13 protein-coding genes are annotated in these 15,506 nt (G+C 73.8%); 5 read left to right on the forward strand and 8 right to left on the reverse strand.

Annotated elements, in window-relative coordinates; translation table 11 throughout:
* Positions 1 to 4: 4 nt before the first annotated feature.
* The gene (locus tag AMOR_RS19285) at positions 5 to 2,566 is read right to left on the reverse strand and encodes a DEAD/DEAH box helicase (RefSeq protein ID WP_248353347.1); all 2,562 of its coding nucleotides are present in this window, start codon (positions 2,564 to 2,566) and stop codon (positions 5 to 7) included.
* Between the two features lie 79 nt (positions 2,567 to 2,645).
* Between AMOR_RS19285 and AMOR_RS19290 the strand changes: the two genes are divergently transcribed.
* Positions 2,646 to 3,041 carry a VOC family protein gene (locus tag AMOR_RS19290; RefSeq protein ID WP_248353348.1) on the forward strand — a complete coding sequence of 132 codons (396 nt, stop codon included), beginning with the start codon at positions 2,646 to 2,648 and terminating at the stop codon, positions 3,039 to 3,041.
* Positions 3,042 to 3,940: 899 nt separating this feature from the next.
* Here the strand turns inward: AMOR_RS19290 and AMOR_RS19295 are convergent.
* Positions 3,941 to 5,446: a type IV pilus twitching motility protein PilT gene (locus AMOR_RS19295; RefSeq protein ID WP_318653816.1), complete on the reverse strand. Its 1,506-nt coding sequence runs from the start codon at positions 5,444 to 5,446 to the stop codon at positions 3,941 to 3,943.
* Between the two features lie 6 nt (positions 5,447 to 5,452).
* The gene (locus AMOR_RS19300; RefSeq protein ID WP_248353349.1) at positions 5,453 to 5,923 is read right to left on the reverse strand and encodes a hypothetical protein; all 471 of its coding nucleotides are present in this window, start codon (positions 5,921 to 5,923) and stop codon (positions 5,453 to 5,455) included.
* 251 nt (positions 5,924 to 6,174) lie between these two features.
* On the opposite strand from AMOR_RS19300, the gene AMOR_RS19305 reads away from it, so the two are divergent.
* Both AMOR_RS19305 and AMOR_RS19310 read left to right on the forward strand, forming a co-directional pair.
* Positions 6,175 to 7,284 carry a methyl-accepting chemotaxis protein gene (locus AMOR_RS19305; protein ID WP_248353350.1) on the forward strand — a complete coding sequence of 370 codons (1,110 nt, stop codon included), beginning with the start codon at positions 6,175 to 6,177 and terminating at the stop codon, positions 7,282 to 7,284.
* Between the two features lie 124 nt (positions 7,285 to 7,408).
* Positions 7,409 to 8,479: a methyl-accepting chemotaxis protein gene (locus AMOR_RS19310; protein ID WP_248353351.1), complete on the forward strand. Its 1,071-nt coding sequence runs from the start codon at positions 7,409 to 7,411 to the stop codon at positions 8,477 to 8,479.
* 217 nt (positions 8,480 to 8,696) lie between these two features.
* Here AMOR_RS19310 and AMOR_RS19315 read toward each other — a convergent pair whose 3' ends face one another.
* Positions 8,697 to 9,137, reverse strand: a complete 441-nt coding sequence (locus AMOR_RS19315; RefSeq protein ID WP_248353352.1) for a pyridoxamine 5'-phosphate oxidase family protein — start codon at positions 9,135 to 9,137, stop codon at positions 8,697 to 8,699.
* A gap of 137 nt (positions 9,138 to 9,274) precedes the next feature.
* Between AMOR_RS19315 and AMOR_RS19320 the strand changes: the two genes are divergently transcribed.
* Together AMOR_RS19320 and AMOR_RS19325 are read left to right on the forward strand one after the other, a co-directional pair.
* The gene (locus AMOR_RS19320; protein WP_248353353.1) at positions 9,275 to 11,122 is read left to right on the forward strand and encodes a proline dehydrogenase family protein; all 1,848 of its coding nucleotides are present in this window, start codon (positions 9,275 to 9,277) and stop codon (positions 11,120 to 11,122) included.
* A 9-nt stretch (positions 11,123 to 11,131) separates the two neighbouring features.
* On the forward strand, positions 11,132 to 11,587 hold the full coding sequence (locus tag AMOR_RS19325; protein ID WP_248353354.1) for a GNAT family N-acetyltransferase: 456 nt from the start codon (positions 11,132 to 11,134) through the stop codon (positions 11,585 to 11,587).
* A 27-nt stretch (positions 11,588 to 11,614) separates the two neighbouring features.
* On the opposite strand, the gene yfcF is transcribed toward AMOR_RS19325, so the two are convergent.
* From yfcF to AMOR_RS19345, 4 genes are all read right to left on the reverse strand, one after another.
* Entirely contained in the window at positions 11,615 to 12,256 is a 642-nt protein-coding gene (gene yfcF / locus AMOR_RS19330) for a glutathione transferase (protein WP_248353355.1), read from the reverse strand.
* A 9-nt stretch (positions 12,257 to 12,265) separates the two neighbouring features.
* Positions 12,266 to 12,961 (reverse strand): carboxypeptidase-like regulatory domain-containing protein, encoded by a 696-nt coding sequence (locus AMOR_RS19335; RefSeq protein WP_248353356.1) that lies wholly within the window; start codon positions 12,959 to 12,961, stop codon positions 12,266 to 12,268.
* 565 nt (positions 12,962 to 13,526) lie between these two features.
* Positions 13,527 to 14,258: an FKBP-type peptidyl-prolyl cis-trans isomerase gene (locus tag AMOR_RS19340; protein ID WP_248353357.1), complete on the reverse strand. Its 732-nt coding sequence runs from the start codon at positions 14,256 to 14,258 to the stop codon at positions 13,527 to 13,529.
* Positions 14,255 to 15,490 carry an AI-2E family transporter gene (locus AMOR_RS19345; RefSeq protein ID WP_248353358.1) on the reverse strand — a complete coding sequence of 412 codons (1,236 nt, stop codon included), beginning with the start codon at positions 15,488 to 15,490 and terminating at the stop codon, positions 14,255 to 14,257. Before AMOR_RS19345 ends, AMOR_RS19340 begins: the two co-directional genes overlap by 4 nt.
* Positions 15,491 to 15,506 lie beyond the last annotated feature (16 nt).

The raw sequence follows: 15,506 nt of genomic DNA on the forward strand, positions 1-15,506 counted from the left end.
CGGGTCACGTCCCGACGCTTACGAGGGAGAGGATGGGCCGATCCGGGTCCACGGTCCCGGAGAGATCGATCTCGCAGGTGATCGCCCAGTCGACCTCGCCGGCCTCGTCGACGATCCGCTGCACCGCCTCCCAGCGCCGCGGCCCGAGCTCCTTCACGAACGTGTTGTCGGGCCGGCGCGCGGCGGGGGTGGTGTCGATGCGCGGGTGCTCCGCCCAGTACGGCGCCATCGCCTCGTCCAGGCGCGCGGGCGTCCAGTCGGAGCCGGGCGCGAGCGCGGCGACCGCCGCGGCGTGGTCCTTCCGGGCGAGGGCGACGAGCACGGCGTGCAGCTCGTTCCGGAGCCGGGCGGCGAACGCGCGCGGGTCGGCCCAGATCGGCGGCGGGCCGAGCGTCGCCGCGACGGCGGCGCGCGCGTCGACGGCCTGCGCCTGGTACGCCGGATCCCGCATCCGCTCCCACTCGTCGATGAGGGACGAGTCGACGCCGCGCACCGTGGCGCGGAGGAACGCGATGACGTCGAGCAGCGCGTCGTCGCGGTACGTCTCCGGCACGGTCTGCACGAGGGTCTTGTACGCCTCGGAGAGGTAGCGGAGCACGAGCCCCTCGGACCGCTGCAGCTCGTACTCGCGCACGTAGTCGGCGAAGGTCATGAAGCGCTCGACCATCTGGCGCGCCACCGACTTCGGCCGGATGTTCTCGGCGCCGACCCAGGGGTGCTTCGCGGCGAACTCGTTGAAGGTCGCGTAGACGAAGTCGCGGTTCGGCTTCGGGTACTCGACCTTCTCGAGCTCCGCCATCCGCTCGTCGTACTCCATCCCCTGCGCCTTCATCTCCGCCACGGCGCGCCCGCGCGCCTGGTCGAGCTGCTTCCAGAGGATGACGTCGGGGTCCTCGAGGATCGACTCGACCATCGAGAGCACGTCGAGCGCGTAGGTCTCGCGCTCGCGCGGGATCTTCGGGAGCGTGTCGAGGAGGTACAGCGAGAGCGTGTGGAAGAGGGAGAAGTCGCGCTGGAGCCCGGGCGCGGGCCGCAGGTACGCGCCCCGGTACCCCTCGATCCGCTTCAGCTCGACGAGCCCGGCCCCGCGGAGCGTCCGGAGCCGCTGCGCGGCGGTGCGCCGGTGCTTCGCCCGCACGTAGTCGTTGCCGTGCGACCGCCCGATGAGCTCGACCAGCCGGCCGTACCCGCCGCCGACCCGCGCCGTCTCGCTCTGGAGCAGGTTCACGAGCAGGCCGAAGGTCACCTCGAAGCGGCTCTCGAGCGGCTCGGGCTCCTTCTCCCGGAGCTTCTCGAAGGTGTTCCGGTCGAAGTGGACGTAGCCCTTCGTCGGCGGCTGCTTCTTCACGACCTTCTTGCCGGCCGCCGCCTTCTCCGCGAGCTTCTTGTTCTCGATGACGTGCTCGGGCGCCTGCGCGACGACGTAGCCCTTCTCGTCGAAGCCCTTCCGGCCGGCGCGCCCGGAGATCTGGTGGAAGTCGCGCGAGGAGAGGATCGCCGTCTTCGTCCCGTCGAACTTGCAGAGCTGGGTGAAGAGGACGGTGCGGATCGGGATGTTCACGCCCATGCCGAGCGTGTCGGTGCCGGAGACGACCTTGAGGAGACCGCCCTGCGCGAGCTTCTCGACGAGGAGGCGGTAGCGCGGGAGCAGGCCGGCGTGGTGCAGCCCGATGCCGTGGCGGACGAACCGCTGGAGCTCCTTGCCGTAGGGCGAGTCGAACCGGGCGTCCGCGAGCGCCTCCGTGATCCGCGCCTTCTCCTCCTTCGAGGAGAAGTTCGCGCTCATGAGGTTCTGCGCCTGCTCGGCCGCGGCCCGCTGGGTGAAGTTGACGAGGTAGATGGGCGCCTTGTTCGCCGAGACCAGCTCCTCGATGGTCTCGTGCAGCGGCGTCTCGCGGTACTCGAACTCGAGGGGGACGGGACGCGCCGCGTTCCGGACGGCCTCGATCGCGCGGCCGGTCACCTCCTGGAGCGACGCCTCGATCGCCTTCGTGTCCCCGAGCGTCGCGGACATGAGCAGGAAGCGGGTGTCCTCGAGGACGAGGAGCGGGACCTGCCAGGCGACGCCGCGGTCGCGGTCGCCGTAGTAGTGGAACTCGTCCATCACGACGGCGTCGATGCGGGGGGCGTCGCCGCGGACCGCGAGGTTCATGAGGATCTCGGCGGTGCAGCAGACGATGGGCGCGTCGCGGTTCACGGCGCCGTCGCCGGTCATCATCCCGACGTTCTCCGGCCCGAAGACGCGGCACAGGTCGAAGAACTTCTCGTTGACGAGCGCCTTGATCGGGCACGTGTAGAACGACCGCTGCCCGGCCGCCATCGCCTGGAAGTGCAGGAACGTCGCGACCAGCGACTTGCCCGAGCCGGTGGGCGTCGAGAGCACGACGTGCTTCCCGTCGAGGAGGTGCAGGATCGCCTCCTCCTGGTGCGGGTAGAGCGTGAGCCCGGTGCCGGCGACCCAGGAGACGAACCGGTCGAGGACGGCGTCGGGCGCGAGGGCCTCGCCGCGGGGCGGGAGGAGGGCGGCGAGCGGGGCCTCGCCGGCGATCGGGGTGAGCGTGGTCATCGGCCGCCTCTTGGTACCGCGGGCGGGGCGGCGGCGCCAGCGCCGCCTCCCGGCGCCCCGGATCGGCGATACTCGTCCCATGCCGCCCCGCTGGACGCACGTGGTCCTGAAGGTCGCCGACCTCGATCGCTCGATCGCCTTCTACCGCCGGTTCTGCGGGCTCGAGCCCGTCCGCGACGGGCGCCCCGACGGGCACACCGTCTGGCTCGCCCCGCCCGGCGCCGCCTCCCCGCCGCCCTTCGTGCTCGTCCTCTACCTCTCGCCCGTCGACTGCCGGATCGATCACCTCGGGTTCCAGTGCGCCGCGCGCGAGGACATCGACCGGCTCGCCGCCGACGGGGAGCGGCTCGGGATCCTCGCCGAGCCGCCCTGGGACGGCGGCGGCGACATCGGGTACGTCACGATGCTCCGCGATCCCGACGGGCACCTCGTCGAGTTCACGTTCGGTCAGCCGATCGGCGGGCTCGGCTCGTAGCGCCCGACGGCGGCAGCCGTTCTCCTCCGGAGCGTTGCGAGCGGGACCAACGCCGTACGTACTCGCTCTACCTGCGCACGATCCCGCTCCCTCCAGTCGTACTCCCTCTCCCCCGCGCGGCTTCATCGCGTGGGGGAGAGGGCCGGGGTGAGGGGGCGTCCGTCGAACGGGTACGCACGCCCTCGCGGCGACATCCGCCGATCACCGACGGGGCGTCCCGCACCCTGCTCTCTTGCGGTGCGCTCCGGGACCGGCGCCGCGCCGGCGTGGAGGCCCCCTCGTCCGTGCTCGCCGCGGAACTCGCGACCGGGCGCCGTAGGTCGATCGGGCGCCGAAGCGCGCGGGGCCGCGGCACGCCCGGACGCGCCACGCTCGCGCCCGGTCGTGGCGTGCGTCGCGCGAGGCGAACGGTTCCGTGGGGCGCTCGCGTGTCACGTCGCGTGCACCGCGGCTGAAGTACTGTCGATCGGGTCCGTACGCAGCGACGCGGCTGCGCGCGGGCGAGGGGGCCTCCCCGACTGTATGGCGCGGCGCCTGTTGGCGTTCGCGATCCCGGCCTCGCTTTCGCCGCTCGCCGCTCGCCCTCGCCCGAGCCCGACCTCGACCGAATCCGACCTCGACGCCGACCTCGACGCTGACCTCGCGCTGACCTCGCGCTGGTCCTCTTCGCCCGGCACACCAGATCCCTCCCTCTCCCCCGCGCGGCTTCATCGCGTGGGGGAGAGGGCCGGGGTGAGGGGGCGTCCGTCGAACGGGTACGCACGCCCTCACGGCCACATCCGCCCATCACCGACGGGGGCGTCCCCGCCCCCGGTCGTCACGCCGTGCGCTCCGGGGCCGGCGACGCTCCCCGATTGCAGGGTCACGCGTCGCGTTCGCCGTCGCGTTCCCGGTCCGGCCTACGCCGCGAGATCGACCGCGATCCCCGCGCGCTCGAGGACGCCCTTCAGCTCGGACTTCGAGACCGCCTTCGTGTAGGCCTCCCGCGGCTCGACGACCTTCCGCTTCACGAGATCGAGGAGCGCGTCGTTCAGCGTGGCCATCCCGGCGCCGCGGCCGGTCTGCATGATCGACGGGATCTGGAAGGTCTTCCCCTCCCGGATCAGGTTCGAGACGCTGCTCGTGCAGAGCAGGATCTCCAGGGCCGGGACGCGGCCGCCGCCGATCCGCTTGCAGAGCGTCTGGGAGATGACGCCCTTCAGCGACTCGGAGAGCATCATCCGGATCTGCGCCTGCCGGTCGGCCGGGAACTGGTCGATGATGCGGTCGACCGTCGACGCCGCCGTGTTCGTGTGGAGGGTGCCGAACACGAGGTGGCCGGTCTCGGCGGTCTCGATGGCGATGGCGATCGTCTCGAGGTCGCGCAGCTCGCCCACGAGCACGATGTCCGGGTCCTCCCGGAGGGCCGCGCGGAGCGCGTGCTTGAACGAGCTCGTGTGGATCCCGACCTCGCGCTGGTTCACCAGGCAGCGCTTGTTCGGGTGGACGAACTCGATGGGGTCCTCGATCGTGATGATGTGGTCGTCGCGATTGCGGTTGATGTAGTCGATCATCGCGGCGAGCGTGGTCGACTTGCCGGAGCCGGTCGGGCCGGTGACGAGGACGAGCCCCTTCGTGAGGTGGCAGAGGTCGAGCACCGGCTGGGACAGGCCCATCTTCTCGGCGGTGAGGATCTCGCTCGGGATCTGTCGGAGGACGGCGCCGATCCCCTTGCGATCCGAGAACACGTTCACGCGGAAGCGCGCGGCGGGGGTCTCGTGCGCGAAGTCGGTGTCCTTCCGCGCGTGCCACTCCTCGCGGTTCTTCTCGGGCGCGATCGACCAGAGCAGCTCCTTCAGCCGCTCGTGCGAGATCGGCCCGTAATCGCGCTCGGGAACCATGTCGCCGTCGACGCGGAGCATGGGCGGGCAGTCGGACGAGAGGTGCAGGTCGGAGGCGCGCCGCGCGAGCATCGCGTCGAGGAGCGCGTCGAGCGCCGCCCGGGGATCCTGCGGCGCGGCGATCCGGCCGCCGCGGACGGCCCCGACCACGGGCGTCGGCGTCGCGGTGCGCGCGACGGCCGCGGGCGACGACGCCGGCGGGTCGTCGGGGAGGGGCCGCCCGGCGGCGCGCGGCGTCACGACCACGCGCACGCCCGAGTCCGTCGTCTCGAGCCGGACCTCCACCGCGCCCGCCGGGGAGAGGTACGGGAACGCCGTCACGCCCGGGCGCGGGAACCCGGCGCGCTGGTCGGCCGGGACGATCTCGGCGACGGCGCCGACGATCTGCGGCGTCGTGAGCGGCTGCTTGAGCAGCAGGACCGGGCCGCGCGCCGCCGAGACGACGGCGCCGGCGCCGGTCTCGAGTCTCAGGTCGCGGGCGGACTCCTGGAAGAGACGATCGATGAACGCGTCGATGCGGGCCATGGGGATCTACCGGGAGAGGAGGACGACGCGGGTGACGTGGCGCTTGTTCACGAGCGCGACGGCATCCGCCTCGAGGAGGCGGAAGAAGGGCGGCGCCTCGTTCAGGAAGTCCACGAGCCGCGCCCGATCCGGCGGGCGGAGGTACGAGACGAGGCCGGTGCGGCAGCTCCCGTCGGCGAGGTGGACCTCCACCTCGTGCTCGGTCGGGAGCGTCAGCGCCTCGGCGCAGTCCGCCTCGAGCGTCCGGGCCACGCGCACGACGGCGACGGCGCCGCGATGCAGGAACGTCATCGCCCCGGCGAGCTCGTCGAGCGCGGGGAAGAAGTCGCCCGGGCCGTTCAGGAGATCTCCCGGCTGCTCGGCGCCGGAGTGGTCCGCCGCCGCCTCCGCGAGGAAGAGCACCACCCGGCGCTCGGCGCCGCCCGGCAGCACCACCTCCGCCGGCACGCGCCGCTTCGGGACCCGCAGCTCCTCCATCCGTGGACCTCCCCGTGCGCCTTCGCCGGCGCGCGGAGCATTGTGCCCGGAAACGATCGCGCGTCTGTCCCCCGGGCACGGCGCGAGGACCGTTTCGCTGTGGGTGCAGCGGGCACGTCGTGCGCCCCGGGGGCGCGGCGCGCGGGACCGTGGACCCGCGGGTTCGGGCTCACCCGCTCGACCGGTGGCGCGCGCGGGCGGCCCTGGACAGGATCCGCTCGCCGCGCGCGGTCCGCGGCGGGGAGCGTTCGATGCGGAGGTTCCGGTACGATTGGTACGGCGCGCTGGTGGGCATCGGGCTGCCGCTCGTCGGCACCCTGATCGAGGCCCTCCGGCACTACGGGAACGTCGCGCCGGGCTCGCTCGTCGCCGCGCACCTCGGCCAGCCGCTCCTCTGGATCATGGACACCACCCCGTTCGTCCTGGGCGGCCTCGGGATGATCATCGTCCGGCAGCACCGGGACCTCGTGCGCCAGAGCGAGGAGCTCGTGCGGCAGAGCCAGGAGATCGTCCGGCTCGAGCAGGCCCGCCGTGACAGCCTCACCCGCACCGCCTCCGAGCTGTTCCACGCGGCGCAGGGGCTCCTCGGGAACGTGCACGAATTCTCGTCCACCACCGCGCAGACCGCCGCGTCCGTCCGCGAGACCACCGCGACGATGAACCAGCTCTCGCAGACGGCGAGCGCCGCCGCGCTCACCGCCGAGACGGTCATCGGGCTCGCGCTCCAGTCGGAGCGCACCAGCGAGGAGGGGCTGCGGCACGCCGAGGCGTCGAGCGCCGAGCTCCTGCGGCTCGCCGAGGACGTCCGCGCGCTCTCGACGCGGATCGAGGGGCTCTCGACGCGGATGCGCGACATCTTCGAGGTCGCCACGGTGGTGTCGGACGTCTCGGATCGCGCCGAGCGCGTCGCGGCCGCCGCGCAGGCCGCGGTGGAGCGCGCCGGCCCGGCGGCGGCGGAGCTGCAGGGGCTCTCCGTGGAGATGCGCGGCCTCTCGGAGGAGACGCGCCGGGCGGTCGACGAGGTGAAGGGCATCCTCGCCGACGTCCAGCACGCCGTCCTCGCGGCGCTGTCCGCGGCCGAGTCCGGGAGCGCGCGCGCCGTCGCGGGGGCGAAGGTCGCCGCGGAGACCGGCGACATCATCAAGGGCCTCTCCACCGCGCTCCGCGAGTCGGCCCGCGCGGCGCGGGAGATCGCCCGGGTCGCCCAGCAGCAGGAGAGCTCCATCGAGGCGGCCCTCAAGGCGATGAACGGGATCGCGCACGCGACCGAGGACACCGTGGCCTCGACGCACCACGTCGCGCGCGAGGCGCGGTCGCTGAACGCGCTCGCCTCGTCGCTCCAGACCGCCGTGAAGCACTGAAGCGTCGCCCGCCGAGCACGGACCGGCGGTTCGACCGCGGCGTCCGCCGCCGCCACACCCGGCGCTGGCACCCGCGTCCCACATCGGGCACAATGGCTCGAATCCACAGGGTTTCGGGAGCGACATGTACACGCGCAGGTACGCCCTCTTCGGTGCGCTCTTCGGTATCCTCTTCCCGATCATCGGGACCGTCATCGAGGCGGCGACCCGGCCGGAGTTCGGCCTCTCCGGTCCCGGGCTCGTGAAGGCGGTCGCGACCTCGCCGCTCGTCTGGATCATCTTCACCGCGCCGTTCTTCCTCGGCGTGTTCGCGAGCTTCGCGGGCCGGCGGCAGGACGAGATCGTCGCCGTCGAGCAGGCGCGCCGCGAGGGGTATCTCAAGACGGCGTCGGAGCTGTTCACGGCCGCGCAGTCGCTCCTGTCGACGGTGTCCTCCTTCTCGTCGATGACCGCCGAGACGGCCGCGTCGGTGCGCGAGACCACCGCGACGATGGGCCACCTCGGGCAGACCGCGACGAAGGCCGCCCTCACGGCCGAGACCGTCATCGGGCTGGCGCGGCAGGGCGAGCGCACCTCGAACGAGGGCCTGAGCGCCATCGAGACGAGCACCGGCGAGATGGTGAAGCTCGCGGACGAGGTCCGCGGCCTCTCGCAGCGGATCGAGGGGCTGAACGGGCGGATGCGCGACATCTTCGAGATCGCGTCGGTGGTGAACTACATCGCGGATCGCTCGCAGCGGCTCTCGGATCATGCGGCGGCGGAGGCCACGAAGGCCGGCCCGGCGGCGCGCGGGTTCAACGACGTCGTCGTCGAGATGCGCCACCACGCGGAGGACGCCAAGAAGGCGAGCGCGCAGGTGAAGGGCATCCTCTCCGAGGTGCACAAGGCGATGCTCGCAGCGATGACCGCGGCCGAGGTGGGCATCCGCCGCGCCGAGCAGGGCGCCCAGGTCGCCTCCGGGACCGGCGAGACGATCCGGCGGCTCGCCACCGCGCTCCGCGACGCGTCCCAGGGCGCGAAGGAGATCGCGACCGTCGCCCAGCAGCAGGACCACGGCATCGACCAGGTGCTGAAGGCGATGAACGAGATCTACCTCGCCACCCAGGAGACGATGTCGTCGACCCAGGCGGTCGCGACCGAGGCGAAGGCGCTGAACGATCTCGCGTCGGGGCTGAAGCGGGCTGTCGAGGCGTAGCGGGCGCGTTCCAGCGTCGTTTCCGTTTCCGTTTCCGCACCCGTTCCCGTGACCCGCCTCCCGTGTCCCGCGGCCCGTGGCCCGTTCCCGCTTCATGACGGGTAACGGGGGCGGGCCAGGGGACAGGGGACAGGGGACACGGGACGCGGGACGCGATGAACGGAGAAGCCGGTAACGGCAACGGAGAACGGTAACGGAGAACGGCAGGGGACCCTCGTCACCGTCCCCGCTTCCGCGACGCCGCGAACAGGACCTCCGTCCCGCCCGTCCGGCCGTCGTGGCGCTCGACGTGCTCGGGGATCACCCGGAGCAGCGCGACGTCCTTCGGGTCCGGACCGCCCGGGAACCACCGCGTCCAGGACGGGTCCCAGAGCTCGGTCATCAGCTTGCGATCGCGGATCACCTCGCCCGTGCCGGAGAGGCTCACGGTGGTCCCGTCCGCGGCGTCGAAGAAGACGAGCGCGCAGCGCGGGTCGTGCTCGAGGTCGCGGCACTTCGTCGAGTCCGGCGCGGTCGCGAACCAGAGCTCCTCGCCGCGCACCGTATGGCGCATCGCCATCGGCCGGCAGCGGAGGTGCCCGTCCTCGCCGCGCGTGGCGAGGAGGGCGGTGCGGAAGCGCGCGAGCAGGGCGGCGGTGGTGCGCGGATCGTCGGGCATCGCATCCTCCCTATCCCGGAAAGGTGGCTCCGCCGCGCTCCCCGGCGCCACGGGCACTTGGGGTGACCGCTCGCCCGCCCGCCCGCTCGCCTGCCGGCCCGCCTTGACCGTCCCGGGCGATCCGGCATCCTCCTGGCGTGCCCTCGCTCCTCCCCCTGGTCGCCGCAGCGCTCGCCAGCGCGCTCGGCACCACGCCGGCCGCGCCGCCGATCGATCTGCCGCTCGGCGACGTCGACCTCCCCCTGGAGGTCCGGCTCGAGCTCCGGACCGTGGCGCACCCCGACGCCGCTGCACCGGCCATCGCCTGGCGCACGCGCGCGGACGGCGCCGTCGAGGGTCGAGCGCGGGGCGCCGAGTGGGAGGCCGAGCTCGTGCTCGCGCCGCTGCCCGGCGGCGCGCGGTCGATCGCGCTCGGGATCCGGTGGACGGCGCGGGCGGAGCTCGAGCGCGCGGCGCTCGTGCTCGCGTGGCGCGGGTCACCCTGGGCCGTGACGCGGAGCCTCGGGTTCGCGCCGCTCGCGGGTCCGGAGCGCGTCGAGCGCGGGACGCCGCTGCTCGTCGTGGCCGGTCCGGCCCTCCTCGCGGGCGGCCCCGGGCTCGCCGCGGCCGATCTCCGGGCGACCCCCGGCGGCGTCGAGGCCGCGCTCGTCCTCGATGACGCGGCGGCGCGCCCGTTCACGACGTACGAGACCTGCCTCGAGGCGGTGCCGGGCCTCGAGCACGGCCAGCACGTCGCATGGGGCGCGCTCGAGCGCCGCCGCTCGCTGCCCGGCGCGCCCCGCGCGCCCGGGGAGGAGGATCGCCTCGCGGCCGCCCTGTACCCGGTCGCGGACCGCGCGCCGATCCTGCCCGTGATCGTGGAGCGCTGGCCCGCGGGCGCCCGCGCCGCCGTGGTGTTCACCGACCACGCCGACCGGACCGACCCGGACGCGCTCCGGGCCGTGCTCTGGGGCGACTCGGATCCGAGCGCGCAGGGCGGCGTGGGCGCGGGGTTCCTCGGCCGCGGGCTGCGCCTCACGCGATCCTTCTTCGTCCACGCGCGGCGCGGCGGGCTCGACGACGGCGCCACGCGGGTGCTCGCGGACGACCTCGCCGAGGCCGGCTCGGAGGTGGCGCTGCACTCGATCACGCCCGACCCCGACCGGCGCGACGAGGTCCGCGCCGGGCTCGCGGCCGCGGCGCGGTGGCGGCCGGCGACGTGGATCGACCACGAGCCGTACACGAACTGCGAGGCGGTCGCGACGGACGGCTGGAGGACCACGGGCGCGTACGGGATCCGCGACGTGCTCGCGGACGCCGGCGTGCGCTGGGTGTGGGCCGCCGGCGACTTCGGGCCGGGCGCGACGCGCCTCGTGAACCTGCTGGGCGGCGCGCCGGACGAGGCGCGCGCAGCGTACTACCCGATGCCTCTCGACCCGCGGCTGTGGGTGTTCCGCTCGTCGATGTTCTACGACGCGCCGGCGGCCCTCGCGGCGGCGCTCTCGGACGACGCGCTCGCCCGCCTGGAGGCCGAGCGCGGCCTCTTCGTCGCGCACACGTACCTCGGACCCTCCGCGCGAACCACGCACACCGCGGACCACCTCGCGCGCCTCGTCGTCCGGGAGGTCGCCCCGGGGCGTCTCGTCGTCGATCCGGAGCTCGACGCGGCGCTCGCGCGGCTCGCGGCGCGCGTGAGCGCCGGGCGGCTCGCCTCGCTCACCTGGGTGGACGCCGGCGACCGGCTCCGGGCGCTCGGCGACGTCGAGGTGGCGTACCGCCCGGACGGCGCCGCCGAGGTCCGGAACCACGGCGAGGCCGCCATCCCCGCGCTCACCGTCGCCGTCCCGGCGGCGGGCCTCGGGCTCGAGCTCGAGGGCGCGCTCCTCCTCGGCCGGGACGACGAGGACGGGTGGGCGCGGATCTGGTTCGACCTCGCGCCGGGCGGTCGCGTCGTGGTCCGCGCGAGCGAGCGGTGGATCCCGGTGCCGCTCGTGCCGTTCCGCTAGGATCGCCGCATGATCCGCCCGCTCGCCCCCGCAGACGTCCCCGCGCTCGCGCGCGGCCTCGCGGCGCTGCCGCTCATGGTCCGCTACGGCCGGACCCCGGAGAAGCTCGAGGCGGCGCTCTCGGCCGCGCTCGGCCGCGGGGAGGGGCTCCTCGTCGCGGAGGAGGACGGCGCGCTCGCGGGCCTCGCCTGGTTCCTGCCGGCCGGGACGCTCGCGATGGGCGGGTATCTGAAGCTCATCGCCGTGCTCGGTGCGGGGCAGGGGCGCGGCACCGGCGCGGCGCTCCTCGAGGCGTTCGAGGCCGCGGTCGCGCGCGAGAGCGCCCACGCGTTCCTGCTCGTGTCCGACTTCAACGACGGCGCGCAGCGCTTCTACGAGCGGCACGGCTACCGGCGCGTCGGCGCGCTGCCCGGGCTCGTCCTCCCCGACGTCGGCGAGGTGCTGTACTGGCGGCGGCTGCGATAGAGGGGCTGCGAGCGGAGCGTTCTCTCCTCAGCGCTCCTGCCAGCGCGTGTGCCCGAGCCACTCGCGGATGGAGGGGCGCCGGAAGATCTCCCGCGCGTAGGTGGCGAGCCGCTCCGGGCACGGGTCGTGGTTGTGCACGAGCCGCTGGAGCATCAGCGCGAGGTCGGCGTCGGCGATGCTGAAGGCGCCGGCGACGTACTGGGCACCCGCCGGCAGGAACCGCTCCGCGACCGCGACGAGGCGATCCGCGGCGGCCTTCCCCTCCTTCGAGAGCGGCCCGGGCTTGTCGCCGGAGAAGAGCGTCGAGGTGGGGCGGTCGGCGCGCAGCGGGGCGACGTCGCTCCGGACGAACGCCTGGACCATCCGGACCTTCGCGCGCTCCCGCGGGTCCGCGGGGTACAGCGCCGCGTGCCGCGGCGGCGGGAACACGTCCTCGAGGTACTCGTCGATCGCGGACGACTCGGCCAGCCAGAAGTCGCCGTGGCGGAGGGCCGGCACCCGCCCGGTGAAGGACGGCACCGCGTACTCCGGGCGGTGGTGCTGCCCGGCGGCGAGGTCGAGCCGCTCGACCTGGAACGGCACGCCCTTCTCCTTCAAGCACACGAAGGCGGAGAAGACGTAGGGGCTCGTCCAGTCCTCGTTCCCGTACAGCACGATCTCGTCGGCCATGGCCCGCTCTTACCCGCCGCGCGGGCGGGACGCAACGCGTCCGGGCGGGGCGGCGGCGGGAACGGACGCGCTCTCGCCCGCCGGGATCCGGACGTCGATCGCGATCTCGCCCTCGCCGGGGACGCGCACCGGGTCGCGCGCCGCGATCGGGGTCGCGCCCGCATGGCGGAGGAGGACGACCGTGTACACGCCGGCGGGCACGTTCGGGAGCACGCTCCGTGGGTCCCCGAGGTCGGGCAGGTAGATCGCCTCGCTCGCGAGGAGCGACCCGAACGACGACGGCACGCCCGGCGCGCCGGCCACGAGCACGGCCTGCGCCGGCGCGTCGCGCCCGTCGGCCTCGCGCGCGTGCACCCGGACGACGGCGCCGCGCGCGGACTCGGCGAGCTCGATCCGGCTCACGGTGCCGCTCCGGACGGCGGCGCCGCGTACGGGGACGCGGCTCGCGAGCGCGGTCTCGAGCCCGGCGAACACCGCGTACCGTCCGGCGTGCAGGGCGGAGATGAGGAAGAAGCCATCGTCGTCGGTGACCGTCTCGCCGGCGTCGCTGCCGTCGGCTGCGACGGCGAGGACGGTGACGCTGGCGAGCGCGCGTCCCTGAGCGTCGCGGAGATGGCCGGAGAGCGCGCCGGGGAGTGCGTTGGCGGCGGGGGTTGGGGTTGGGATCGGGGTCGGGATCGCGTCAGGGATCGGGGTCGCCACCATCGTGCCCGTGGCCGTGCCCGTGAACGTACCCGGCTTCTCCGTGCCCGTGACCCGCGTCCCGTGGCCCGTGGGCCCTGGCCCGCTCCCCGTGCCCGACGCGCGAGCGGTCGAGGAACGCGAGCGGCCCCCCTCACCCCGGCCCTCTCCCCCCGCCGAGGCGGGGGGAGAGGGAGGTCTATTGGACCTCGCACTCGCACTCGCGTTCGCAGCGCCGCCGCCAGCCGCCGCATCGATACTTCCGTTCGGCGCCCGCCGTGCGACCACGAGCCACGCGGTTGCGGCCAGCACGACGAGGACGACGAGCAGCCCGAGCGTCCGCTTCATTCCCCACCTCCCCGGGCGCAAACACTCGCCCCCCGACCGGTACACGCAGCCTGCCACGCCGCGTGCGGCGCGGCGCGTCCCGGAACCGTGGGGGGTGAGGTTCACCGACAGCGCGGGCTCGTCCACGCCGCGAGGGACTCCGCAGGCGCGGTGGCGCGAGTCGGCGAAGGTTGCGTCGACCGGGCGCGACCGGCACGGGAAGACGGCGGACGCTCGCGTCCGCCGCCTCCCTCGAGCGCCGCTACTTCTTCACGATGTCGAGCAGCTTCACGTGGAAGGTGAGCACGGCGTTGCCGGGGATGACGGGCGGCCGGCCCTGCTCGCCGTAGGCGATCCCCGAGGGGCAGACGACCTTCGCCTCGCCGCCGACCTTCATCTTCTGCAGCGCCTCGGTCCAGCACTTGATGACGCCGTTCAGGGGGAACTCGGCCGGCTCGCCGCGCTTCTCCGACGAGTCGAACTCCTTCCCGTCGACGAGCGTGCCCGTGTAGTGCACCTTCACGGTGTCCGTCACGGCCGGCGTGGCGCCCGTGCCGGGCTTGATCGGGATGACGATCGCGCCGGACTCGGTCTTCACCGCGCCCTTCTCCTTCGCCATCTTGTCGAGGTAGGCGACGCCGGCCGCCTGCTGCTTCTGCGCGGCGGCGGCCATGCGGGTCCGCGCCAGCTCCTGCACGGACGTCTGGGCCTTCTCGTCGAGCTGGAACTTCGGCTTCCCGGCGAGGCCGTCCTTGACGCCCTGGATCACCTTCTCCGCCTCGGCGGGGGTGAGGGCGAACACGTCGAGGCTCTTCGCGACGGCGAGGCCGACCGCGTACAGGCTCTTGTCGGTGTCGAGCTTCTCCGGCGGCTTCTGCTCCGGCTTCGCCGCGGGCGCGGCGGGCGCGGCGGGCTTCTTCTCCTCGGCCTTCGGATTCTGCGCGAGCGCCGGAGCGGCGAGCGCGACGGCGAGGACGGCGATCAGCGTTCTCATGGCTGCGTTCTTCCTTTCGTGAGCGGCTCTGTCGGGGCCGCATCCGGCGCTGCGAGCGAGGTGGTGCCGGGCTGGGCGGCGGCGCGCGCGTCCAGCTCGGCGAGCTTCCGGTGGAGGAAGCGGAACACGGCCACGAACACGCTCGCGACCGGCACCGCCAGCAGGGCCCCGATGATCCCGTGGGTGCGCTCGCCGACCACCAGGGCGAGGACGATCAGGACCGGGTGGATCTTCGAGGCGTCCCCCATGATCTTCGGGTTCAGCACGTACGTCTCGAGCGCGTGGATGACGAGGATCCAGCCGAGCGCGAGGAGCCCCTTCGAGAGCCCGCCCGCCGTCAGGGCGAGCAGCACGATGGGGACCGACGACAGGATCGTCCCGAAGAGGGGGACGACGTAGAGCAGCGTCGCGAGGAAGGCGAGGGCGAACGCGAACGGCACCCGCAGGACGAGGAGCCCGACGAGCGTGAGCGTCCCGTTCACCAGCATGATCGTGAGCTGCCCGCGGACGACGCCCGAGAGCCCCGCGTCGATGCCGCGGACGAGCCGCCGGAAGTCCTGCCGCCACGCCGTCGGGACGAGCGTCTCGAAGAACCGCAGGATCCGCGGCGCGTCCATCGAGATGAACGCGGTCAGCATGAAGAGGAGGATGACGAAGAACACCGTCTGGAAGGTGCCGGTGACGATGGCCCGCGAGAACGTCACGACGTCGCCGACGCGCCCGCGGAGGAAGACGCTCGTCTCCTGCAGCGCCTCGGCGAGCCCGGCCGCGAGGTCGACCGAGAAGCGGCCGCCCGCGGTGGGCGTCCCGCCCGGCGTGACGTCCAGCGGGATCCCGTACCGGCGCAGGAACCGGTCGATCCCGCCGGTCCACTCGCGGATCCTCTCGGGCGTGACGTTCGTGAGCGCGTCGCGGAGCTCGAGCAGCCCGCGGACGGCCTCGCGGTACACCGCCGGAAAGACCGACACCGCGAGCAGGTACACGACCACGCCGAGCACCGCGTACACGACCGCGACCGCCGCGGCGCGCGGAACCGGCCGGCCGCCGACGCGCGCGGCTGCGATGCGCGCGATCACCGGGTCGATGACGTACGCGGCGAGCGCGGCGAGGAGGAACGGGAGGAGGAACGGCCAGGCGAGGAAGAGGATCGCGAGAACGAGCGCCCACACGATCGCCGTGACGGTGTACAGCTGCGCCCGGGGGCGCCTCCAGAGGGGCAGGCCCGTCTGCATCGAGCGCGGAAGTATC

Origin of the sequence: Anaeromyxobacter oryzae, from assembly GCF_023169945.1 — a bacterium.
GTDB lineage: Bacteria > Myxococcota > Myxococcia > Myxococcales > Anaeromyxobacteraceae > Anaeromyxobacter > Anaeromyxobacter oryzae.